At 69.4% G+C, this 22,340-nt stretch carries 17 protein-coding genes and 1 pseudogene; 11 read left to right on the top strand and 7 right to left on the bottom strand.

The genetic code is table 11. The features are described 5' to 3' along the window. Position 1 precedes the first annotated feature (1 nt). The 3 genes from ABE487_RS08430 (at position 2) to ABE487_RS08420 (ending at position 1,461) form a co-directional block, all read left to right on the top strand. Positions 2-322 carry a YbaB/EbfC family nucleoid-associated protein gene (locus ABE487_RS08430; protein ID WP_047136330.1) on the top strand — a complete coding sequence of 107 codons (321 nt, stop codon included), beginning with the start codon at positions 2-4 and terminating at the stop codon, positions 320-322. Between the two features lie 109 nt (positions 323-431). Beyond that, positions 432-1,031 carry a recombination mediator RecR gene (recR, locus tag ABE487_RS08425; protein ID WP_346445727.1) on the top strand — a complete coding sequence of 200 codons (600 nt, stop codon included), beginning with the start codon at positions 432-434 and terminating at the stop codon, positions 1,029-1,031. Between the two features lie 85 nt (positions 1,032-1,116). Beyond that, on the top strand, positions 1,117-1,461 hold the full coding sequence (locus ABE487_RS08420) for a histidine triad nucleotide-binding protein (protein ID WP_337245526.1): 345 nt from the start codon (positions 1,117-1,119) through the stop codon (positions 1,459-1,461). A 16-nt stretch (positions 1,462-1,477) separates the two neighbouring features. Here the strand turns inward: ABE487_RS08420 and ABE487_RS08415 are convergent, their stop codons facing one another. The 4 genes from ABE487_RS08415 to ABE487_RS08400 are packed head-to-tail and all read right to left on the bottom strand — an operon-like array spanning position 1,478 to position 5,826. Continuing rightward, positions 1,478-1,969 (bottom strand): Slp family lipoprotein, encoded by a 492-nt coding sequence (locus tag ABE487_RS08415; protein ID WP_346449320.1) that lies wholly within the window; start codon positions 1,967-1,969, stop codon positions 1,478-1,480. Beyond that, positions 1,969-3,921: a DUF3488 and transglutaminase-like domain-containing protein gene (locus tag ABE487_RS08410; RefSeq protein ID WP_346451491.1), complete on the bottom strand. Its 1,953-nt coding sequence runs from the start codon at positions 3,919-3,921 to the stop codon at positions 1,969-1,971. The genes ABE487_RS08415 and ABE487_RS08410 overlap by 1 nt, the downstream gene beginning before the upstream one ends. After that, on the bottom strand, positions 3,918-4,871 hold the full coding sequence (locus tag ABE487_RS08405; RefSeq protein WP_346445723.1) for a DUF58 domain-containing protein: 954 nt from the start codon (positions 4,869-4,871) through the stop codon (positions 3,918-3,920). Before ABE487_RS08405 ends, ABE487_RS08410 begins: the two co-directional genes overlap by 4 nt. 4 nt (positions 4,872-4,875) lie before the next feature. Continuing rightward, positions 4,876-5,826: an AAA family ATPase gene (locus ABE487_RS08400; RefSeq protein WP_346445721.1), complete on the bottom strand. Its 951-nt coding sequence runs from the start codon at positions 5,824-5,826 to the stop codon at positions 4,876-4,878. Positions 5,827-5,877: 51 nt separating this feature from the next. On the opposite strand from ABE487_RS08400, the gene ABE487_RS08395 reads away from it, so the two are divergent. Together ABE487_RS08395 and ABE487_RS08390 are read left to right on the top strand one after the other, a co-directional pair. Further along, positions 5,878-7,728, top strand: coding sequence for a glycosyltransferase family 39 protein (locus ABE487_RS08395; RefSeq protein WP_346451490.1), 1,851 nt, complete (start codon positions 5,878-5,880; stop codon positions 7,726-7,728). Positions 7,729-7,822: 94 nt separating this feature from the next. Then, a complete protein-coding gene (locus ABE487_RS08390) occupies positions 7,823-8,626 on the top strand; it encodes an amidohydrolase (protein WP_346445717.1) in 804 nt (267 codons plus the stop codon). Positions 8,627-9,259: 633 nt separating this feature from the next. Here the strand turns inward: ABE487_RS08390 and ABE487_RS08385 are convergent. The 3 genes and pseudogenes from ABE487_RS08385 to ABE487_RS08375 form a co-directional block, all read right to left on the bottom strand. Then, positions 9,260-10,855, bottom strand: a complete 1,596-nt coding sequence (locus tag ABE487_RS08385) for a pseudouridine synthase (protein ID WP_346451489.1) — start codon at positions 10,853-10,855, stop codon at positions 9,260-9,262. 290 nt (positions 10,856-11,145) lie between these two features. Beyond that, a pseudogene (scpB, locus tag ABE487_RS08380) lies at positions 11,146-11,691 on the bottom strand (SMC-Scp complex subunit ScpB); the annotation flags it as partial. Between the two features lie 27 nt (positions 11,692-11,718). Then, positions 11,719-12,618 carry a ScpA family protein gene (locus tag ABE487_RS08375; protein ID WP_346445469.1) on the bottom strand — a complete coding sequence of 300 codons (900 nt, stop codon included), beginning with the start codon at positions 12,616-12,618 and terminating at the stop codon, positions 11,719-11,721. A gap of 528 nt (positions 12,619-13,146) precedes the next feature. Between ABE487_RS08375 and ABE487_RS08370 the strand changes: the two genes are divergently transcribed. From ABE487_RS08370 to ABE487_RS08345, 6 genes are all read left to right on the top strand, one after another. Further along, positions 13,147-14,157, top strand: a complete 1,011-nt coding sequence (locus ABE487_RS08370; protein ID WP_346445468.1) for a LacI family DNA-binding transcriptional regulator — start codon at positions 13,147-13,149, stop codon at positions 14,155-14,157. A 263-nt stretch (positions 14,158-14,420) separates the two neighbouring features. After that, positions 14,421-17,312: a TonB-dependent receptor gene (locus ABE487_RS08365; RefSeq protein ID WP_346451488.1), complete on the top strand. Its 2,892-nt coding sequence runs from the start codon at positions 14,421-14,423 to the stop codon at positions 17,310-17,312. An 86-nt stretch (positions 17,313-17,398) separates the two neighbouring features. Beyond that, positions 17,399-19,060 (top strand): glucoamylase family protein, encoded by a 1,662-nt coding sequence (locus ABE487_RS08360; protein ID WP_346445466.1) that lies wholly within the window; start codon positions 17,399-17,401, stop codon positions 19,058-19,060. A gap of 43 nt (positions 19,061-19,103) precedes the next feature. Next, positions 19,104-20,420 (top strand): sugar ABC transporter substrate-binding protein, encoded by a 1,317-nt coding sequence (locus ABE487_RS08355; protein ID WP_346451487.1) that lies wholly within the window; start codon positions 19,104-19,106, stop codon positions 20,418-20,420. After that, positions 20,410-21,288 (top strand): sugar ABC transporter permease, encoded by an 879-nt coding sequence (locus ABE487_RS08350; RefSeq protein ID WP_183426405.1) that lies wholly within the window; start codon positions 20,410-20,412, stop codon positions 21,286-21,288. Before ABE487_RS08355 ends, ABE487_RS08350 begins: the two co-directional genes overlap by 11 nt. 5 nt (positions 21,289-21,293) lie before the next feature. Then, positions 21,294-22,130, top strand: a complete 837-nt coding sequence (locus ABE487_RS08345; protein ID WP_337245540.1) for a carbohydrate ABC transporter permease — start codon at positions 21,294-21,296, stop codon at positions 22,128-22,130. The last annotated feature ends 210 nt before the right edge of the window (positions 22,131-22,340 follow it).

Raw genomic sequence — 22,340 nt, 5'->3', positions numbered from 1 at the left:
GATGCGTGGAAATATCGGCCAGCTGATGCAGCAGGCCCAGAAGATGCAGGAAAACATGCAGCGCGTGCAGGAAGAACTGGCCAACCTCGAGGTCGAGGGCAGCGCCGGCGGCGGCATGGTCAGTGTCACGCTGACCGGCGCCAAGGCCTGCCGCAAGGTGCGCATCGATCCGTCGGTGCTGTCGGACCCGGAGATGGCCGAGGACCTGATCGCGGCGGCGTTCAACGACGCGTCGAACAAGGTCGACGAGGAATCGAAGGCGCGCATGGCCGGCGCCACCGCCGGCATGCCGCTGCCGCCGGGCATGAAGCTGCCGTTCTAAGACCCGCGGTCTCCAGGGCGGGGCGCCTGGGTGCGCCCCGTTCGCCGATGTGGCCCGCGGCTCAGTGCGGCGTGCGCATCGTGGCCCTTCCTTCTAGCGTCCATCGCGCATGTCCGCATTGCTGGAACAACTGATCGATGCGTTGCGCGTGCTGCCCGGGGTTGGGCAGAAGTCGGCGCAGCGCATGGCCTATCACGTGCTCGAGCGTGGGCGCGAGGGCGGTGCGCGGCTGGCCGCGGCGTTGGCCGAGGCGGTCGAGAAGATCGGCCACTGCGCGCGGTGCCGCGACTTCAGCGAGACGCCGGTGTGTGCGACTTGCGCCAGCGCGTCGCGTGATGCGCAGACGCTGTGCGCGGTCGAGACGCCCGCTGACCGGCTGGCGATCGAACAGGCCACCGGCTACCGCGGGTTCTACTTCGTGCTGCAGGGCCGGCTGAGCCCGCTCGATGGCATCGGCCCGCGCGAGCTGGGCCTGGATCTGCTGGCCGCGCGGCTGGCCGAGGGCGAGGTGCGCGAGCTGATCATCGCCACCAATCCCACGGTCGAGGGCGAGGCCACCGCGCATTACCTGGCGCAGATCGCGCGCCAGCACGGCGTGCGGCCCAGCCGCCCCGCGCATGGCCTGCCGCTGGGCGGCGAACTGGAGTTCGTCGATCGCGGCACGTTGTCGCATGCGTTCGGCAGCCGCAGCGAAATCGGCGATTCGTGATCCACGCGCGGGGATGCGTTCGGTCTGAGCCGAAGGCGCGACAGCGGTATGCTCTGCGCCATCGCGAATCACGAGTGACGGCTCCATGACCATCTTCCACAAGATCATCCGCCGCGAGATCCCGGCCGACATCGTCTATGAGGACGAGCACCTGATCGCGTTCCGCGACATCGGCCCGCAGGCGCCGGTGCATGTGCTGTTCGTGCCCAAGCAGGACTACGCGACGCTCAACGACGTGCCTGAGGACGCGCCGGAGGTCATTGGCCGGCTCGCGCTCGCCGCCGCGCGCTATGCCAAGGCGCAGGGCTTCGACAAGGACGGCTATCGCATCGTCATGAACTGCAACGAGCACGGCGGGCAGACGGTGTACCAGATCCATCTGCATCTGCTCGCGGGCGCGCCGCTCGGGCGCTTCGGCACGCCCGCGTAAGCGCGCGGGCGCGGGCTTACCAGTAGCCCCACCACGGCCAGGGCGCGGGGCGGGTCAGCACGTCGACCGTCTCGCGTACCGGCCACAGGTAGACCACGTCGGCATCGAGGCGCGGGAACCGGTAGTCGTACTCGCCGATCCGGCGGGTGTCGTAGCCGGCGATGCGGCCGGTGAAGGTGACTTCGCGGTTCTTCTCGAACACCGCCGGGTCGTAGAAGCCGGCGCGGCAGGCGATGAAGCGGCCGTTGGTGTCGTCGCTGGCCCAGTACGGGCGGCCAGTCGCGGTGAGCCGGGTGGCGATCATCTCGAAACACGTGGCGTCGGGCCGCGGTTCGACCTGGACGATGCGTCCGCCCCAGCGCACCGCGGTGCCGGTGTAGTCGCCCTGCACGGCGGCATGCGGCGTGGGCGATTCGGCGAAGCCGCCCTGCAGCGGCTTGGGCTGCGAGGCGCAGGCGCCCAGCAGCAGCGCCACGGCGCTGATGGGCAACAGACGGGCGGGGCTCATCACAAGGTCTCCTTCGCAGCGGGCGTTGCGGTGGGGCGATGTGCGCGCAGGTCGCGCGCCAGCGTGGGGTCGGCCGGGACCGCAGCGTAGCGTGCGGCGACGAAACGGCGGGTGAGTGCAGCCAATGCGACGGCGTCGCCGGTGGCCGGGGCAATGCGCGCCGCCCAGGCCGAGGCGGGCTCGTGCGGGAGGCGGCCCAGGCCCCGGCGGGCATAGCGCCGGCCCAGCCGGTGCCAGGCGCGGAGCACGGGGTCGCGCTCGCGTTCGCTGCGGGCGATCACCCACCCCATCGCGCCCAGCGCCAGTAGCGCGACGACGGTGAGCAGCACGACCAGGCCGCTCGCGCCCAGGGCGCCGAGGCCGAGCCGTTGCAGCATCGTCTGCTGGCGGTCGGCATCGAAGCCGAGGACGAAATCGTTCCAGCCGCGTCTGGCCCAGTCGCCGAGGTCGAAGATCGGTGCGAAGCGTGCGCCGCCGATGCGTCCGGCCGCGAGGCGGTCCTCGAGCGTGTCGTAGATGCGTTCGGGCGCGACCGCGGCGGTCGGGTCGACGCGCACCCAGCCGCGGCCGGCGAGCCAGACTTCGCTCCAGGCGTGGGCGTCCATGCGCCGCACCAGCCAGTAGTGGCCGTAGGCGTTGCGGCGGCCGCCGACGTAGCCGGTGACCACGCGCGCGGGGATGCCGGCCTCGCGCATCAGCACGGTGAAGGCCGAGCTGAAGTGCTCGCAGAAGCCGGCCTGCTGGTCGAACAGGAAGTCGTCGATCGCGTGCCGGCCGGGCTGCGGGGTGTCCAGGGTGTAGGCGAAATCGCGCTCGATCCAGGCCAGCGCGCGCGCGACCAGCGTCGCGTCGTCGGGGGTGTCGGCGCGCCACTGCCGGGCGAGCGCGCGGGTGCGCGGGTTCAGGCCGGCCGGCACGCGCAGCGCCTCGGTGCGTGCGAGTGCGGATAGCTCGGCCTCGAACTGCAGCGGCGGCGCCGAGCGCAGGCGCCAGCGGCTGACGCTGTCGAGCCGGCGCGGGCTGCGCAGGGTGTAGTCGCGCGTCCCGCGCACGCCGTCGGGCAATGCCGTGGGCAGATCCAGCGCGACCATCAGGTCGCGGCCGGTCGGTTCGATCACGACCTCGTAGTCCCAGGTCGGCGTGCCGTGGACGACCAGGTCCGGCGTGGGCGGCGGCTGCCGGCGTGAGCGCGTCCAGGTCCGGCCGTCGTAGTCGGTGAGCGTCGGCCCGCGCCAGTACATCTGCGAGACCGCCGGCTCCGGGCCGGTGAACGCCGCGCGCAGGGCCGGTGCGTCGTCGGCCAGCAGGTCGAGCCATTGGCCTGCGCCCATCTCGTCCGACAGCCCCGGTGTGGCGGAGGCGCGGTCCGGCACGCCCCACAGGGGCGTGGACAGCCGCGGGAACAACCAGAACACCGCCAGCGCCAAGGGCAGGCCGAGCGCGATCAGCCGCAGCGCGGTCGTCCATCGGCGGCGGTCGCTGTCCGGCGCCAGGCCCGATTCCGCATCCGACAGCGCGAGCAGGGCGACCACCACCAGCAGCGTGCCGGCCAGGCCCAGCAGCAGCGACAGCGGGCCCTGATCCAGCAGGAAGGTGGCGAACGGCGCGAACAGCGCGAAGCCGAGCAGGCTGCGGGCATCGCGCAGCGTGCGCAGCTCGGACGGCTTGACCGCCAGCATCGCCGCGAGCAGGGCGCATCCGGTCTCGCGTCCCACCGTGCCGCCGGCCTGGGCGAGCACCCAGCCCAGCAGGGCGAGGGCGGCGCCGCCGCGCAGCCAGGCCGGCAGCTGGCGGCGACCGGAAACCGAGGTGACCAGCACGCCGACCGCGGCGACGGCGATCGCCACCGGCAGCGCAAGCTGCAACAGCAGCGGCAGCAGGCAGACCGCCGCGGCGAGCAGGGTGCGGCGGCGTCCGCGGTCGTCCAACAGTTGGCCCGTGGCGCGGGTCATGGGCGCTCGGGCATCAATGCGAGCGCGCGCAGGCAGGCCTGGCGGTGGTGCGCACCGCGGTCGGGGCCGAGCGGCGGATGGCCGGGCACGCGCAGCAGCGAGCGCACGCCGTCGCGCTCGGCGGCGTCGACCCAGCGCGCGAGCCGGCCGATGCGTGCCTCGTGAGCGAGGCCGCCCAGCGTCGCCCAGTCGAGCACGACGTCGGTCCCCTGCGGCCGCTCGAACTCGCGCACAACCAGGGCATCGCGCCGGGCCGAGGATTTCCAGGCGATCGCGCGCCGCGCATCGCCCTGGCGCCAGTCGCGCAGGTGATGCAGGTCGTCGCCGGCCGGGTGCAGGCGCGCCTGTGCATCCTCGCCGGCGCCCCGCGGCAGCGGCGGGCCGTGCGGCTCGGGTGTGGGATGCACCAGCAGCCGCACATCGGGGCGCACCCAGGCCCAGGCGCGGGCCAGACCCAGCGGCCGGGTGCTGGAGATGCGGATGCGCGGCGAGGCCATCCAGCCGCGGCGCTGCGTCGGCAGTGTCAGCGTGGCCTCGCCGCCGGTCTCGTCCAGCGACAGCGGCGCGGCGACGGCGTCCTCGCAATCGACCCGCAGGCCGCGGCGCTCGCGCCCTGGCGCTGCGCCCACGTGCACGTGCAGCGACATCGGCCGACCGGCCGGGACCGGCTCGCCGCGCACGGCGCGCACCTCCAGGCCGCTGAGTTGCAGTTGCGTCCACAACAGGCTGGACAGCGTCGCGCCGCCGAGCAGCAGGCACAGCAGCAGCGCCGGGTTGTTGTTGTAGTTCAGCGCGCCGGCCGCCATCGTCGCCAGCAGCGCGATGACGAAGCCGCCGAATGGGGTGGGCAGCACGTAGATGCGCCTGCGGTCGATGCGGACCGGTAGCGCTTCGGCGTGGCGCGGGCGCATCCAGCGTTCGAGGCGGCGGCGCAGACCGGTGGCGGCCATCGCGTCAGTCGACCGGCACGGCCTGCAGGATGCCGGTCGCCAGCGCATCGCCGTCGCCGGCGTCGTCGGCGACCAGCCGGTGCGCGGCGATCAACGGAAACAGCCGCTGCACATCGTCGGGCAAGGCGTGCGTGCGGTCTTCCAGCAAGGCCAGTGCGCGTGCCGCGCGCAGCAGGGCCAGCCCGGCGCGCGGCGACAGGCCGACACGGACGCCGGGGTGGTGGCGGCTGCGCGCGAGCAGCGCCTGCACGTAGTCGATCAGCGCAGGGCTGGCGTGGACGGCGGTGGCGGCGGCACGCATCTGATGCAGGTCGGCTTCCCCCAGTTGCGGCAGCGTGCCGGCGATCAGGACGCGCCGGTCCTCGCCGGCGAGTAGCGCGCGCTCGGCGTCGCGGTCGGGATAGCCGAGGTTGAGCCGCATCAAGAACCGGTCGAGCTGCGAGTCGGGCAAGGGATAGGTGCCCGACAGGTCCACTGGATTCTGCGTGGCGATGACGAAGAACGGGTCGGGCAGGGCGTGCGTGGTGCCGTCGACGGTGACCTGGTGCTCGGCCATCGCCTCGAGCAGCGCGCTCTGTGTGCGCGGTGGCGCGCGGTTGATCTCATCGGCCAGCAGCACGTTCGTGAACACCGGGCCGCCGTGGAACTCGAAGCGCCGCGCGGCGCCGTCGTAGACCGAGACGCCGACGACATCGGATGGCAACAGGTCGGAGGTGAACTGCACGCGCTGGAATCCCAGCCCGACGGTCGCGGCGATCGCGTGCGCGAGCGTGGTCTTGCCCAGGCCGGGCAGGTCCTCGATCAGCAGGTGGCCATCGGCGAGCAATGCGACGAAGGTCATGGTGACCGCGGTCTCTTTGCCGAGCACCAGACGATTGACCTGGGCGCGTGCCGACGACAGGGCGTTGCGCTGTGCGTCGGTTAGCATGGCGCGGGTCGTGGACGGATCGGGCATGCGCGGTCTTCCCTGCGACGTTCTTTTCCGAGTGTAGCGAGGTCGGGTTCAATGCGGCGGATCGAAATGCGCACGGTGTTCGTTGCGCTGTGGGTGCTGGTCGTCGCGCTGAAGCTGGGCATCGCGATGCGCTTGCCGCTGTTCGTCGACGAGGCGTTCTATTGGCTGGAGGGGCAGCGTCTGGCCTGGGCGTACTCGGATCTGCCGGGGCTGACCGCCTGGCTGATCCGCTTGGGTACCGCGCTCTTCGGCGATGGGCTGCTGGCAGTGCGCCTGCCATTTGTCGCGATCTCGGCGTTGGTGCCGTGGCTGCTGGTGCGCCTGACCGCGCGTGAGTTCGACGCCGATGTGGCCTGGGCCACCGGCTGTCTGGCATTGCTGCTGCCGCTGCTGGGCTCGCTGGGCGTGATGGCGTTGCCCGATGCGGTGCTGGCGCTGGCGACGGTGTTGTGCCTGGACGCCGGCACGCGGCTGCTGCGGGGGGTGACCTACGGTGCGTCGCTGTTGCTTGCACTCGGCCTGGCGCTGGGCGCGTTGAGCCATTACCGCTTCATCGCGGTGATCGCCGTGGGCATCGTCGCGCTGGCATCGCTCCCGTCCGGCCGTCTGGCCCTGCGCGACCCGCGGTTGTGGATCGCGATCGCGTTCGGCGCCGCGGCCTGGGGGCCGTTGCTGGCCTGGAATCTGGCCAACGCCGAGGCCGGGCTGCGCTTCCAGATGGTCGACCGTCACCCGTGGGCGTTCCACCTCGACGGCTGGCAGTTTCTGGTGATCCAGGCGGGGTTGGTGACGCCGCTGGTGTTCGCGGTGCTCGCGCTCGCGGCCTGGCGCATGCGCCGCATGCCCGACGATGCCGCGCGGTTTCTCGCGCTGTGCGGCGTGTTGATCGTCGTGGGGTTCTTCGCGCTGGGCTTCGTCGCCGATACCGAGCGCGTCAGCTTCCACTGGCCGCTGCCGGGCTATCTGGCATTGCTGCCGCTGGCCGGCTTCGTGCTGGTCGGCTGGCCGCGCTGGTTGCGGACGCTGACCTGGGTCACGCTGGTCGCCGGGTTTCTGCTGGTCAATGGCTACTACGTCGCGGTGTCGTCGCCGCAGGTGCGCGAGCGCGCCACCGCGCTGAAGTGGTATCCGTCGAACTTCGCCGGCTGGGACCAGCTGGCCGATGCGGTGCGCGAGATGCGCGCCGACATGCCCGACGACACGGTGCTGGTCGCCGACAACTTCAAGATCGGTGCCGAACTCGGCTTCGCGCTGGGCGATCCGGACATCCGCGTGCTCGATCATCCGCTCAACCGCCATCACGGCCGCGCGCCGCAGCTGCAACTGTGGGGGCTGCAGCTCGACGATCGCGCCGATTTGGGGGGGCGGCCGGCGCTGGTGGTGGTCGGCGCGACCGACGTGAAGTTCAGCGCGCTGCTCGAGCGCTACCAGCAGCTGTGCGCGCGGCTGGGCAGCCTGCCGGTATCGCGCGTGGTCAACGTCGATCGCGGTGGGCAGCGGTTCCTGCTGCTGCGTCTCGATCGCGACGCCGTGCCGGATGCCGCGTGCGTGACGCCGGTCGTGGCGCATGTCGATGCGCCGACACCGGGCGCGCGCGTGGCGGGGCAGGTCGAGGTGTCCGGCTGGGCGATCAAGGACGTGACCGGTGTCGAATCGGTCGTCGTGACCCTGGATGGGGCGCCCGTCGCCAGCGCCCGCTATGGGCTGCGCAACGCGTTCGTCGGCGGCTTCCTGCGGGGCCGGTCGCGCGATCCCGGGCAGCCGGACATCGCCTTCACCGCGACGCTCGATCTGCGCGACCGGCCGCCGGGCCTGTACTGGCTGGGGCTGGAGATCGTCGGTCGCGACGGCTCGGTCGAGCGCTGGGCCGAGCAGCCACTGCGCGTCGCCGCGCCTGAGTGATCGCAGGCGCCGGCAGCGCCTGGCTTGAGTCGGCGGGCGTCGCGGACGAGAATCGGGAGTCCGGCCGCGTCGCGGTCGTCGACAAGGCCGCACCATGCACAACCTCCGCGTTTCCATCGTCCAGGGCGCCACGATCTGGCACGATCCGGAGGCCAATCGCGATTACTACGGCGGCCTGATCGCGCCATTGCGCGGTATCAGCGATCTGGTGGTGCTGCCCGAGACCTTCACCAGCGGCTTCAGCAACGACGCGATCGAACGGGCCGAGGACATGGACGGGCCCACCGTAGCCTGGATGCGCGCGCAGGCGGTCGCGCTCGATGCGGCCGTGACCGGCAGCGTGCAACTGCGCGACGGCGACGGCGTCTACAACCGCATGCTCTGGGCCACGCCCGATGGCGAACTGCAGTGGTACGACAAGCGGCACCTGTTCCGCTACGCCAACGAGCACAAGCGCTACGCGCCGGGCCGGGCGCGGCTGACGGTCGAACTCAAAGGTTGGCGGATCAATCCGCAGGTTTGCTACGACCTGCGCTTTCCGGTGTTCTGCCGTAACCGCTTCGATGTCGAGCGCCCGGGACAACTGGACTTCGACCTGCAGTTGTTCGTGGCGAACTGGCCGGCGGCGCGTGCTTATGCGTGGAAGACGCTGCTGCGTGCACGTGCGATCGAGAACCTGTGCTACGTGGTGGGCGTCAACCGCGTCGGCCGCGACGGCAACGGTCTGGACTACAGCGGCAACAGCGCCGTGCTCGATTTCCTTGGCACCCCGCTGAGCGAATGCACGGACGCCGAAGTCGTTTCGACCACGACGCTGCTGGCCTCGGAACTGGCCGCGCATCGCGAACGCTTCCCGGCGATGCTCGACGCCGACCGCTTCGAGATTCTCGACGCCTGACAAGCCTCTCGCCTCCCTCGCATGCGGGGGAGGCCGGCGCGCAACGCGCGTCGGGAGGGGGCGGGGGCTTTCCCTGGGAAGCCGCCCCCACCCCAACCCTCCCCCGCAAGCGGGGGAGGGAGAAGAGTGATTCGGTCGCTGAGGTGTCCGGAGTGGTGTGCGTGGAAGACTTCAGCCATGCATGGAGAAGGCGACCCACAACGCTCTTCGCTCCCCCGCACGCGGGGGAGGCCGACGCGCAACGCGCGTCGGGAGGGGGCATGGGCTTTCCCAGGGAAGCTGCCCCCACCCCAACCCTCCCCCGCACAAGCGGGGGAGGGAGAAGGGCGTTCCGGTCGCGTAGTAGTGCGCGTGGGGCGCTCCAGTCGCGCATGGAGAAATGACGCACAACGCTCTTCGCCTCCTCCGCCTGCGGGGGAGGCCGGCGCGCAGCGCGCGTCGGGTGGGGGCACGGGCTTTGCCTGGAAAGCTGGCCCCCCGTCCCAACCCCCACCCGGAAAGGGCGCAATGCCCCGCAAGCGGGGGAGGGCGACACGCACGCCTATGGCGCGTTGGTTACTGACGTTGACCCGATGCTCGGACACGACACGGGGCCCGAAGGCCCCGTGCTCGACACGATGTTGGCGACTGGCCTCAGCGACCGCCACCGCGCGGACCGCGGTTGCCGCCGCCGGGCGGACGACCGCCGGGGCCGCGACCACCGCCCGGTCCACCCGGTCCGCGATTGCCGCCACCTGGCCCCCGGGCGCCGGCGCCCTTCGTGCCGCGGTTGCCGCCCGGACGCGGGCCGCGCGGGCCGGCGTTGGGGTTGAAGCTGCCGGGGTTGGCGTGGTCGGACGGGAACGTCGGGGCGCTGTCGGGGTGGCCATATGGCGCGCGCGGCCGGCCTGCGCCGGCACCGGCCGGCTTGGAGGACCAGGGGCCCTGGCCGCCGCCGCGGGGACCCTGTCCACCCGGACCGCCGGGGCCGCGCTTCTTCGCGCCGGCACCGCCGTAGGGCTTCTTGGGGCCGCGGCCGTCGGCGTTGCGATGGCCGCTGGGGCCGGTCTCCACGCCATCGGGCACATACCAGGTGCGGAACGCGGCCGGGTTGCCCTCGGGCAGGGCGCGCGCACCCTTGTCTGCGCGTTGCTTGAACGGCTTCTGCGACTGCTTGGCGGCGGCGTCGCCGCTGACAGTCAGGCCGCCATGGGGCTTGCGCGGGCCGCCACGGCCACGACCGCGATCCTCGCGCACGTGGTCGAACCGGCGCAGCTCGCGCCCTTCGTCGGCGCCGCTGGTGTGGCCGTTGACGTAGGCCTTGCCGGCGCCGCCCCTGCCCAGGTGCACTGTCGACTTGGCGGCCTTGCGCTGGCCGATCACCGGCTGCAGCGTCAGTGCCGGCGGCGGGCCTTCCTCGAGCTTGAGCTCCTTGCGCAGCGCCTCGACCTGCGCGTCGGGCAGTTCCTGCGACTGGCCGCGCAGCAGCGGCTGCGGCAGCACGACCTGGCCGTAGCGCACGCGCTTGAGCCGGCTGACCTGGCAGCCCTGCGATTCCCACAGCCGGCGGACCTCGCGGTTGCGGCCTTCCTTGAGCAGCACCTGGAACCAGTCGTGCGATTCGGTGCCGCCGATGCGCTCGATCTCGTCGAACTTCGCCGGCCCGTCCTCGAGCGCGACGCCGCGGCGCAGCCGGTCGACGATCTTTTCCGACACCGTGTCCTCGCCCTCGGGCGCGCGCACGCGGCACACGTACTCGCGCTCGACCTCGTAGGAGGGGTGCATCATCGCGTTGGCGAGCTCGCCGTCGGTGGTGAGCAGCAGCAGGCCGGTGGTGTTGATGTCCAGGCGGCCAATCGCGATCCAGCGCGCGCCCTTCAGTGCGGGCAGGGCATCGAAGATCGTCGGCCGGCCTTCAGGGTCTTCGCGCGTGGTGACTTCGCCCTCGGGCTTGTTGTAGATCAGCACGCGCGCCGGCTCGGTCAGCGCGCTGGCGACGAAGACCTTGCCGTCGAGCTCGATGCGGTCGCCGCCCTTGATCGACATGCCGGTCTGTGCGACCTCGCCGTTGACCTTGACCAGGCCGTCGGCGATGCGCTGCTCGAGTGCGCGGCGCGAGCCCAGCCCGGCCTGCGCGAGCACCTTGTGCAGGCGTTCTTCCAGACGCGGTGCGGCCTCGGCGTCGGGCGTCTCGCCGCGCTTGAGCGACAGGGTGCGTGCGGGTTTTTCGGTGTTGCGTTGCTGCGTCATGTGGGGCTCCGGTCGCTGTCGCCGTCGGCGGCGAGGGCGGGGTCTTCGTCGGGAATCGTGGAAGGTGTGGCGTCGGACGGGGCGTCCGGCGGAAGGTCTTGCGGTGCGTCTTGCGACGAGACCGGGGCCTCGTCCATTGGGTCGGGTGTGGCGTCCGACGCCTCGTGCGCTGTGGCGCTGTCGGCGTCGGCCTCGTCGGTGGAGGCGGGGGTGGGCGCGTCGTCATGCCCGGCGATGCCGCCGATGTCGCGCGCGCCCTCATCGCTGTCGCTCTCGGCGCCGGCCAGGCGCAGTTGCGGGTCGAGCTCGGCGAAATCCTTGAGCTCGGACAGCGGCGGCAATTCGTCGAGCCGCTTGAGGCCGAAGTAATCGAGAAAGGCCTTGGTGGTGCCCAGCAGCTCGGGGCGGCCAGGCATGTCGCGGTGGCCGACGACGCGGATCCACTCGCGCTCCTCGAGTGCCTTGATGATGTTGCTGTTGGTGGCCACGCCGCGGACCTGCTCGATCTCGCCGCGCGTGATCGGCTGGCGGTAGGCGATCAGCGCCAGTGTCTCGAGCGTGGCGCGGGTGTATTTGGTCTGCCGCTCGCTCCACAGCCGCGCCACCCAGCCGTGGACGTCGTGCTTGACCTGGTAGCGCCAACCCGAGGCCAGCTCCACCAGCTCGACGCCGCGCTCGGCGCAGGCCGCCTGCAACTCGGCCAGGGCCTGTTTCAGGCTGTCGTCGGGCGGCGCCTCGTCGAGCGTGAACAGCGCGCCGAGCTGGGCGACGGTCAGCGGCTGCGTGGAGGCGAGCAGGGCGGCCTCGACGATGCGGTTGATCAGGGTCTGGTCCATCGGGACGGTCGTAGGATCCGGAAAGGGTCAGGATTGGGGCGGGTCGGGGACGTCGTCGTCGAACTCGCTGGAAAAGCGCGTCGGCGGTGCCTCGCCGTCGGCACTGGCCAGCGACTTGATGTAGATCGGCGCCAGCGGCGCGTCCTGCACGATGTCGAGCAGGCGTTCCTTGGTGAGCTCGAGGATCGACAGGAACGTCACCACGACGCCCAGCCGGCCTTCCTCGGGCTCGAACAACGATTCGAAGCGGTGAAACGCGCCGCCGGCCAGCCGGGTCAGCACCTCGCCCATGCGCTGGCGCACGCTCAGCGCCTCGCGCCGGATCGCATGCCCGGTGAACAACTCGGCGCGCTTGAGCACGTCGTGCAGGGCCAGCAGCATTTCGCGCAGTTCCACCTGCGGCGGCTCGCGGTTGACCGGGCGCTCGGGCAGCGCGACCTGTGCCGGCGTGGTATCGCGGTCCTGTCGCGGCAGGCGGTCGATGTCCTCGGCCGCCTGCTTGAAGCGTTCGTACTCCTGCAGCCGGCGCACCAGCTCGGCGCGCGGGTCGCCCTCGTCGCCTTCCTCGACTGCCGGCCGCGGCAACAGCATCCGCGATTTGATCTCCGCCAGGATCGCGGCCATGACCAGGTACTCGGCGGCCAGCTCGAAACGCAGCTCCTGCATCACGCCGATGTAGTCGACGTACTGCTGGGTGATCTCGGCCACCGGGATGTCGAGGATGTCGAGGTTCTGGCGACGGATCAGGTACAGCAGCAGGTCGAGCGGCCCTTCGAAGGCCTCCAGGATCACCTCGAGCGCGTCCGGCGGGATGTACAGATCCTGGGGAATCTGGAGCACCGGCTGGCCATGCACCAGCGCCAGCGGCATTTCCTGCTGCTGGGGCGAGGGGCCGGGGGCCGCGGGCGCGGTCTCGGGCTGGCTCATTCGGGGCGCGGCCCCATCGGGTCGCTCGGGAGCGGGATCACTGGCGAGGCATCATTGGCAGGGCGTGGCGACAGGACGGCGGCCACTGCGGCGCGGGTCCGATCGGGTGCGCGGCATCGGCCGGCGCGATAGGGACAACGGTGCTGCGAGGACGTCTTCGGACCGTACGCCAAGCGCGAAGCGCGTCTGCAGCTGACAGGCGCGGAGATCGGAAGGCGTCGGACCCGGACCGGTGCGACGACCGCGGGCGGGCTGGCGTCTGGAGCGACGCGCCGCCGCGGCGGAACGGGGCCGGGGTTGCTGGGCAACAGGGTACGCGCAGCGCCCCGGCCATGTCCAGCGTCCCGATGTTCCATGGGCGATCGCAGGTCGTGGCGCTCGGGTGTCGAGGCCAAGAAACGCACGAACAGGAGACAGGCCACGCGTCGTCACGCATCCGCCGCGCGCCGGGCATCTGTTGCGTTGCAGCATTACACGCGCCGATGAAAACGCTTACATTCCGCGGCAATCGCGCATAGCGGAGTGGGGATGAGCGTCACCATCAAGGACGTCGCGAAGGCCGCCAACGTGTCGGTGGCCACTGTGTCGCGCGCCCTCAACGGTCATCAGAACGTGGCCGAGGCGGTGCGTCGGCGGGTGGCCGAGGCGGCGGCCCAGTTGCGCTACAGCCCGCACCACGCCGCGCGCAGCCTGAGCAGCCGGCGCACGCAGACCGTCGGCGTGGTGCTGCCCGACCTGCATGGCGAGTTCTTCTCCGAGCTGATGCGCGGTGTCGACCAGGTCGCGCGCACGCGGGCACTGCACCTGCTGGTGTCGAGCTACCACGGCAACCCCGAGGCGCAGGGCGCGGCGCTGCGGGCGATGCGCGGCCGTGTCGACGGACTGCTGCTGATGTCACCCTATGTCCACGACGCGGAGTTCCTGGAGCGCAACGTCGACGTCAGCCTGCCGCTGGTGCTGATGAACGCCGCGGGCGAGAGCGCCTACCGCTCGATCGGCATCGACAACTATGGTGGCGCCCGCGAGATGGTCCGCCATCTGGCTGCCGCGGGGCACCGCCGCATCGCCTTCATCACCGGTCCCGACGACAACGACGATGCGCGTGAGCGTCTGCGTGGCTATCGCGACGGCCTGGCCGCGGCCGACCTTGGCCACGCGCCCTGGGAGCTGAAGGGCCAGTTCGACGAGGACTCCGGACACCGGGCCGGCGAGGCGTTGCTGGCGATGGACGCACGCCCCGACGCGGTGTTTGCGGCCAACGACATGATGGCGATCGGTTGCCTGTACGCGCTGGGACGGGGCGGCGTCCGCACACCCGATGAGGTCGCAGTTGTTGGTTTCGACGATATCCCGCTTGCACGCTACGTTCACCCGGCGCTAACGACGATGCGCGTCGACATCGCTGAACTCGGCGCGCGCGCGCTCAAGGCGCTCGTGGCTCTGGAGGCGCATGTCGATGGCGCGCCGCCCGGCGACGACGCGCTGCTGCGTCCCGTGCTGGTGGTCCGCGACTCATGCGGCAGCCGGTCGCCGCAATGACCGCCGCGCCATGCAAGGCACCTTGGGAGGGGGGCCGATGACGATCCGCACGTCCGCACAAGACCTGCCCGGCCATCTCCTGTCCGGGTGAGGGCCGTGCGCGCCCCGCGCGTGACCGCGCCCGGCCATCGCCCCGTCTTTTGGTTTCCGCTATCCGAATCCCCCGATCCTTTCTTCGAGAATCCCAGATGAAACCCCTTCGCCAACGCTCGCGCCTGATCTCGCGTTCCCTTCTCAGCATCGCATTGACAGGTTGCCTGTCGATGACCGCGCCGGCTGTGCTGGCACAGTCCACCGCGGCGACCATCCGCGGCCAGGTGACGGTCGATTCGGCGCCGGCAGGCGAGGCGCGCGTGACCGCGATCAACACCGCGACCGGCCTGACCCGCAGCGTCGCGGTCGGCGCCAACGGCAGCTACAACCTCGCCGGCCTGCCGCCGGGCACCTACCGGCTGCAGGTCGAGGCCAATGGGCAGAGCAGCTCGCAGAACGTGACCGTGGCCGTCGGCCAGACCGCCACACTGAACCTGGGCGTGGGCGGTGTTGCCGAGACGGCGACCGCGGGTGAGGCGACCGACATGGATGCGGTGCGTGTGACCGCGCAATCGCTGGTCGAGACCAAGACCTCGGAAGTGGCGACCTACGTGTCGCAGAAGCAGATCGAGTCGCTGCCGCAGGCCACGCGCAACTTCCTCGCCTTCGCCGACACCGTGCCGGGCATGGTGTTCCAGCAGGATGGCAACGGCAACGCCAAGCTGCGTTCGGGCGGCCAGTCGGCCAACAACATCAATGTCTTCATCGACGGCGTCGGCCAGAAGAGCTACACGATGCCCGGCGGCGTGCCCGGCCAGGACTCGAGCCGTGGCAACCCGTTCCCGCAGTCGGCGATCGGTGAGTACAAGGTCATCACGTCCAACTACAAGGCCGAGTTCGACCAGATCAGCAGCGCTGCGGTTGTGGCTGCGACCCGTAGCGGTACCAACGAGTTCGAAGGCAGCTTCTTCTGGGATCACACCGCCGCCGAATGGCGTGCCCGGACGCCGGCCGAGCTCGACAACGGCACCAAGTCCGAGTCCAAGGAAGAGCAGTACGGTGTGTCGTTCGGGGGCCCGATCCTGCAGGATCGCCTGCACTTCTTCGTCGCCTACGAGGCAAAGGAATACAACACGCCGCGTACGCTCGAGCTGCTCGATGACAGCCGCTACGACGAGGCCGATGTTCCGGCCGAACTCGTCGCCGGCATCGGGCCGGCGAACTCGCCGTTCAAGCAGGACATGTACTTCGGCAAGTTGAGCTGGTCGGTCGACGACTACAACCTGATCGAGCTGTCGACGCAGATCCGCCGCGAGGAGGAGACGATCCGCAACAACGGCGAGTTCACTGTCGACCGTGCCAGCTTCATCGACAACGATGTCAGCCGCTACGACCTGCGCTGGCAGTACAGCGGCGACCGCTGGCTCAACGACATGCACCTCACCTACGAGGATTCGGCCTGGGTGCAGCAGCCGCTGGTCGGCGGCAACGGTTACATCCTGACCGTGTCCGACTACAACGCCACGAGCGGGTTCCGCGAGAACACTCGCAGCATCGTGAGCTCCGGTCCCGGCTCGGGCAACCAGGACAAGGGCCAGAAGGGCTGGTCGTTCCAGAACGATCTGACGTTCAGTGGTTGGGATGCGCACACCCTGAAGATGGGCGTGAAGTTCAAGCAGGTGGATCTGCTGTCGACCGAGCGCAACTTCACCAACCCGCAGCTGTACTACGACATCGCGCAGAGCACCGACCAGCCGTACCGGATCGAGTTCGGTCGCGCGATTCCCGGAACGCCTGGCGGCGTCTTGAGGTCGGACAACAAGCAATTCGGCATCTACGTCCAGGACGACTGGGAGGTCAACGAACACCTGACGCTGAATTTCGGCCTGCGCTACGACTACGAGACCACGCCGGCCTACGAGGACTACGTGACGCCGGCTGGCCTGGCCGCCAACCTGCGCAATTATCCGAACCTGCAGAACTCCGACATCAATGTCGAGAACTACATCAGCAACGGCAGCAACCGCAGCGCCTACAAGGGCGCATGGCAGCCGCGCCTAGGCTTCTCCTACGATCTAGCGGGCGACCAGCGGCATGTGATCTTCGGTGGTGCAGGTCGGTCGTACGACCGCAACCTGTTCACCAATCTGCAGAAGGAGGAGCAGACGGTCTCCTACGCAGCGCCGTATCGCGTGTGGTTCACCGATGTCGATGGCCAGTGCCGCAATGGCGGCGGATGCGTCGCGTGGGACGACAGCTATCTGACCGAGGCCGGCCGCGACCAGCTGGTGAACTCGGGCCAGGTCTCGCGCGAGTACTACCTGATCAACAACGATTTGAAGGTGCCGTACTCCGACCAGTTCAGCCTCGGCATTCGCAACGCGTGGGACTTCGGTGAAACGACGTGGAACAGCGAGGTCGCCGTCGCCCATGTCCGTAGTCGCGACGGCCTGTCCGTGCGCCTGGGCAACCGTCGCCCGGACGGCAGCTTCTTCGAGCCGGGGAGCAATTTCGGTCCGCCGTGGAACTACGATCCGCCGTTCGGCCGCCTGGTGCTGTTGGACAATGGGCTCGAGACCCGCACCAACTCGTTGCTGGTGAAGTTCGACAAGCCCTACACCAATGCATCGGGCTGGGGCGTCACGACCGCGTACACGTACACCGATGCCGAGCGGAACTCGAATGAAGACGGCGCCGGAATCTTCGATTGGCCCTACGCGGGTTATTACGGCTACCTGCCGGTTTCGCAGATTCCGCGGCACCGTTTCGTCACGACCGGCATCTGGGATGGTCCTGGCGGCATCACGTACTCGGGCAAGCTGACGCTCGAAAGCCAGCGCGAGCGCGTCGGTGTGAATCGTAGCCAGGGCGAGGCCTTCTTCGATTCGTATCGCCCCGAAGGCACCTTCGGCCATCTGCAGCTCGATCTGGCGGCCCAGAAGGTGTGGCACGCCTCCGACGACATCAGCCTGCGCGTGCGCGCCGACGTGTTGAACGTGACCAATCGCTACAACTGGGAGTCGTACAACGACGACTGGACGAGCGAAAAATTCGGTCAGCACAACCTCGCCATCCGCTTGCCGACCCGCACCTTCAAGCTGTCGTTCGGCATCGACTGGTAAGTCACCCCCGCTGCCGGCCTCCCTCGGGAGACCGGCAGTTTTATACTCCACCCTGAAAACGATTTCACCGCGAGGTTTCCTTCACGATGCGATCCCGTCTCCGTGCGTTCTCACTCCTGCTCCTCGTCGCGCTTGCGGCCCTGTTCCTGGCCGGTTGCGGCAAGCAGGAGCCCGCCGAACCGGCGGTGCCGCCGCCCAAGCCGGGACCCATCGCGCAGGTGCCCGAACCTGAGCCCGAACCCGAAGAAAAAGGACCGCCCGAGCTGCCGCCGCTGTTCGCCGATATCGAGCGGCGGACGTTCCAGTTTTTCTGGGACACCACGAACGAGGTCAACGGCCTGACGCCCGATCGCTTCCCGTCGCGGCCGTTCTCCAGCGTCGCCGCGGTCGGCTATGCGCTGACGGCGTATCCGATCGGCATCGAGCGCGGCTGGGTCAGCCGCACGCAGGCGGTTGACCGCACGCTGACCACGTTGCGGTTCTTCCGCGACGTGAAGATGGGGCCGCAGGCCACCGGTACCGGGGGCCACCAGGGCTTCTTCTATCACTTCATCGACATGGACAAGGGCCACCGGGTCGAGCCGTGGGTGGAACTGTCGAGCGTCGACACCGGCCTGATGATGATGGGCGTGCTGTTCGCGCAGTCGTACTACGACCGTGACGATCCGCGCGAAGCCGAGATCCGCAAGCTCGCCGACCAGCTCTACCGCAATGTGCGCTGGCCGTTCCTGCAGCAGCGCAAGCCGCTGATCTCGATGGGCTGGTACCCCGAGAGCGGCTTCATCGAGCACGACTGGACCGGCTACGACGAAGCGATGCTCGTGTACATCCTCGCGCTCGGCTCGCCGACGCATCCGGTCGGTCCGGAGGCATGGGAGGTGTGGACGCGTACCTATGATCGGCTGTGGGGCGTGTTCCGCGGCCAGGAGTACCTGAGCTTCGCGCCGCACTTCGGTCATCAGTACAGCCATGTCTGGGTCGACTTCCGCGGCATCCGCGACGACTACATGCGCCGTCGCGGCATTGATTACTTCGAGAACAGCCGCCGCGCGACCTATGCGCAGCGCCAGTATGCGATCGACAATCCGATGGGTTGGAAGGACTACGGCGAGAATGTCTGGGGTCTGACCGCCAGCGACGGGCCGCAGCGTACCGATCAGGACTACAACGGCGAGCAGCGCGAGTTCCGTCACTACAGCGCACGCGGCGCAGGCCTGGACGGCGCGTTCGACGACGGTACGATCGCGCCGACCGCAGCGATCGCCTCGATCGCGTTCGCGCCCGAGATCGTGATCCCGGCGACCGAGGAAATGCACGGCCGCTACGGCGACTTCCTGTACTCGAGCTATGGCTTCCTGGACGCGTTCAACCCGAGCTTCAATTACGAGGACGTGCCGCTGAAGACCGGCCGCATCGTGCCGGGCAAGGGGTGGGTGGCCAGCGACTACATCGCCATCGACCAGGGCCCGATCCTGGCGATGATCGCCAACTACCGCAATGACTTCGTCTGGAACGTGATGAAGAAGAACCCCTACATCCGCGCCGGTCTGGAGCGGGCAGGGTTCACCGGTGGCTGGCTCGCTGGCGAGGACGAGCCGAAGGACTCCGGGCCGCCGGATGCCGATGCGGCGACTGCGCGTGCAGTCGGCATCGCCGAGTCGCGCGGTGCCAATCAGACGCCGCCGCGCGATGCGCCGGCGCCGGCGCCCGCGCCCGCGCGCGCGTCCGACCCGGTGCCGGTCGAGTGAGTCGCGTCGGGCGCCGCGCGTGGCGTGCACGGGCAGGACGGGCATGACGACCGTGATCCGCCGTGCCTGGCTGTTGTGCGCACTGGTGCTGGTCTTGGCCGGTTGCGCGCGGCGGTCCGACGAGACCGTGATCCGGTTCTGGGCGATGGGCCGAGAGGCCGAGGTCGTCGCTGAATTGGTGCGCGAGTTCGAGGACCAGCATCCCGGCATCCGGGTGCAGATCCAGCAGATCCCATGGACCTCGGCGCACGAGAAGCTGCTCACCGCCTATGCCGCCGACGCGCTGCCCGATCTGTGCCAGCTCGGCAACACCTGGGTGCCGGAGTTTGCGGTGCTCGGCGCGCTCGAGCCGCTGCAATCGCGGGTCGACGCCTCGGCAACGATCGACCAGGCGGATTACTTCCCCGGCATCTGGGACACCAATGTCGTCGACGGCACGCTGCTCGGCGTGCCGTGGTATGTCGACACGCGGTTGGTGTTCTATCGCCGCGACCTGCTCGAGGCGTCCGGTGTGACGCGTTTCCCGCAGACCTGGGCCGAGTGGGAAGCGGCAATGGCGGCGGTCAAGCGCCATGTCGGGCCTTCGCGCTATGCGGTGATGCTGCCGCTCAACGAGTTCGAGCAGTTGTTGTCGTTCGGCCTGCAGCAGGGCGATCCATTGCTGCGCGACGACGACGGCCGCGGTAATTTCCAGAGTCCGGGTTTCCGCCGGGCACTGGGCTTCTACGCCAACATGTTCGAGCAAGGCTGGGCACCGCGGATGTCGGAGACGCAGATCTCCAATGTCTGGGACGAGTTCGGCCGCGGCTTTTTCACCTTCTACGTGTCGGGCCCCTGGAACATCCGCGAGTTCCGCACGCGGCTTCCGGCCGAGTTGCAGGACAAGTGGGCGACCGCGCCGCTGCCCGGGCCCGATGGTCCGGGCGTGGGCATTGCCGGTGGCACGTCGCTGGTGATGTTCCGCGATTCGCCCAACAAGGAGGCGACCTGGCAACTGGTCGAGTTCCTGTCGCGGCCCGACATCCAGGCGCGGTTCTACCAGATGATCGGCAACCTGCCGCCGCGACGCAGCACCTGGGCATCGGGTGAGATGCAGTACGGGGAGGAGGCGCTGGCGTTCCGCGAACAACTCGAACGCGTGCGGCCCACGCCGAAGGTCCTCGAATGGGAGCGGATCGTGCAGGAGATGCGATTGGCCAGTGAGCGCGTGGTACGGGGCGGCATGCCGCAGGACCAGGCGCTGCAGGCGCTGGACGCACGTGTGGACACGCTGCTCGAGAAGCGGCGTTGGGTGCGCGCGCAGGCGGCGAAAGCGGACGCCTCAACGCACGCGGGCGCGGAGTCCACCGATGCGCGCTAGTACCGCAGGCTGGGTGTTCGCCGGGCCGGCGCTGATCCTGCTCGGGGTGTTCTTCGGGATCCCGGTGGCCTCGGCGCTGCTGCTGAGCCTGACCGATTTCGATCTCTATGCGCTGTCGGATACTTCGAACCTGCGCTTCGTCGCGCTGGGCAATTATCTGGATCTGCTGCAGACGCCGCTGTTCTGGAAATCGCTGGGCAATACCGCGTACTTCGTCGTCATCGGCGTGCCGCTGTCGATCGCGGTGTCGCTGGGTGCGGCGCTGCTGCTCAATGCCAAGGTCGCGCGCTTCAAGGGCCTGTTCCGCACCGCGCTGTTTGCGCCGGTGGTGACCACGCTGGTCGCGGTCGCGGTGATCTGGCGCTATCTGTTCCACACCAGCTACGGCCTGGTGAACTGGGCGCTCGGCCATGTCGGCATTGCGCCGATCGACTGGCTGGGCGATCCGACCTGGGCGATGCCGACGATCATTCTGTTCGCGGTGTGGAAGAACTTCGGCTACAACATGGTGATCTTCGTCGCCGGGCTGGCGGCGATTCCCGAAGATCTGTACGAGGCGGCGCGCATCGACGGCGCATCGCGCTGGAAGCAGTTTGTCCACGTGACGCTGCCGATGCTGGGGCCGGTGCTGCTGGTGGTGGCGGTGATCACGGTCTCGGGCTACTTCCAGCTGTTCGCAGAACCCTACGTGATGACGCGCGGCGATCCGCTGCAGAGCACGGTCAGCGTGCTGTACTTCATGTACGAGGAAGGTTTCATGTGGTGGAACCTGGGCCGCGCCTCGGCGGTGGCGTTCATGCTGTTTCTGATCATCCTGGGCGTGACCACGCTGCTGCTGCGCGCCGGCCGGCGCAAGGAGATGGTATGAGCGCGGTGCAACGCGAAGTCGGCGCGTCGCGCTGGTCGGGCTGGCTGGTCAATGGTGGCCTGGTCGTGCTGGCGCTGATCGCGCTGGCGCCGCTGCTGTGGATGCTGTCGGTTTCGTTCATGCCCACCGGTGAAGCCAGCAGCTTTCCGCCGCCGTTGCTTCCTTCATCGCTGACCACGGCCAACTACGAGCAGTTGTTGCTGCGCGGGGGCATGGTGGGCTACTTCACCAACAGCTTGCTGGTCTCGGGCGCGATCACGCTCGGCGCGCTGCTGATCAACACCATGGCCGGCTACGCCTTCGCCAAACTGCGCTTTGCCGGGCGCGAGCGGCTGTTCCAGTTGCTGCTGGCCGCGCTGGTGATTCCCGCGCAGGTCGCGATGCTGCCGCTGTTTCTGATGATGAAGGGCATGGGCCTGGTCAACAGCTTCGGTGCGGTGATCATCCCGGGCCTGGCGACGGTGTTCGGTATCTTCCTGGTGCGCCAGTACGCGCGCTCGATCCCCGACGAGCTGCTCGAAGCTGCGCGCATCGACGGGGCCGGCGAGCTGCGGATCTTCTTCCAGATCGTGCTGCCGATGCTCAAGCCGGTGCTGGTGACGCTGACGATCTTCACCTTCATGGCCGCCTGGAACGATTTCATGTGGCCGCTGATCGTGCTGACCGACCAGAGCAACTACACGCTGCCGGTGGCGCTGGCGGCGCTGTCGCGCGAGCACATCCAGGACGTGGAAATGATGATGGCCGGCGCGGTCGTCACCGTGATCCCGGTGCTCGTGCTGTTCATCGCGCTGCAGCGCTACTACATCCAGGGCCTGCTGCTCGGCAGCGTGAAGGGGTGAGGGCGCATGCCTGCGAAGCACTGCTTCGCATACGCCCGAACGCCCGGCCATGGGTGAGAGCAGGGCGCTTGCGAGGCATTGCCTCGCGCCATGATCGAACGCCTCGCGTGCTGCGCGAGGCCGGACTGGCCGGGCGGGACGTTCCGGAGCCGACCCTGTCGCGCCATGGATGGCCGAGGAACAATCTGGGATGTGGGAGCGCTTGCGCGG

This window comes from Luteimonas sp. TWI596, from assembly GCF_039674105.1.
In the GTDB taxonomy this organism is placed as follows: domain Bacteria; phylum Pseudomonadota; class Gammaproteobacteria; order Xanthomonadales; family Xanthomonadaceae; genus Luteimonas.
This window is presented reverse-complemented; position numbering and strand designations above follow the sequence as displayed.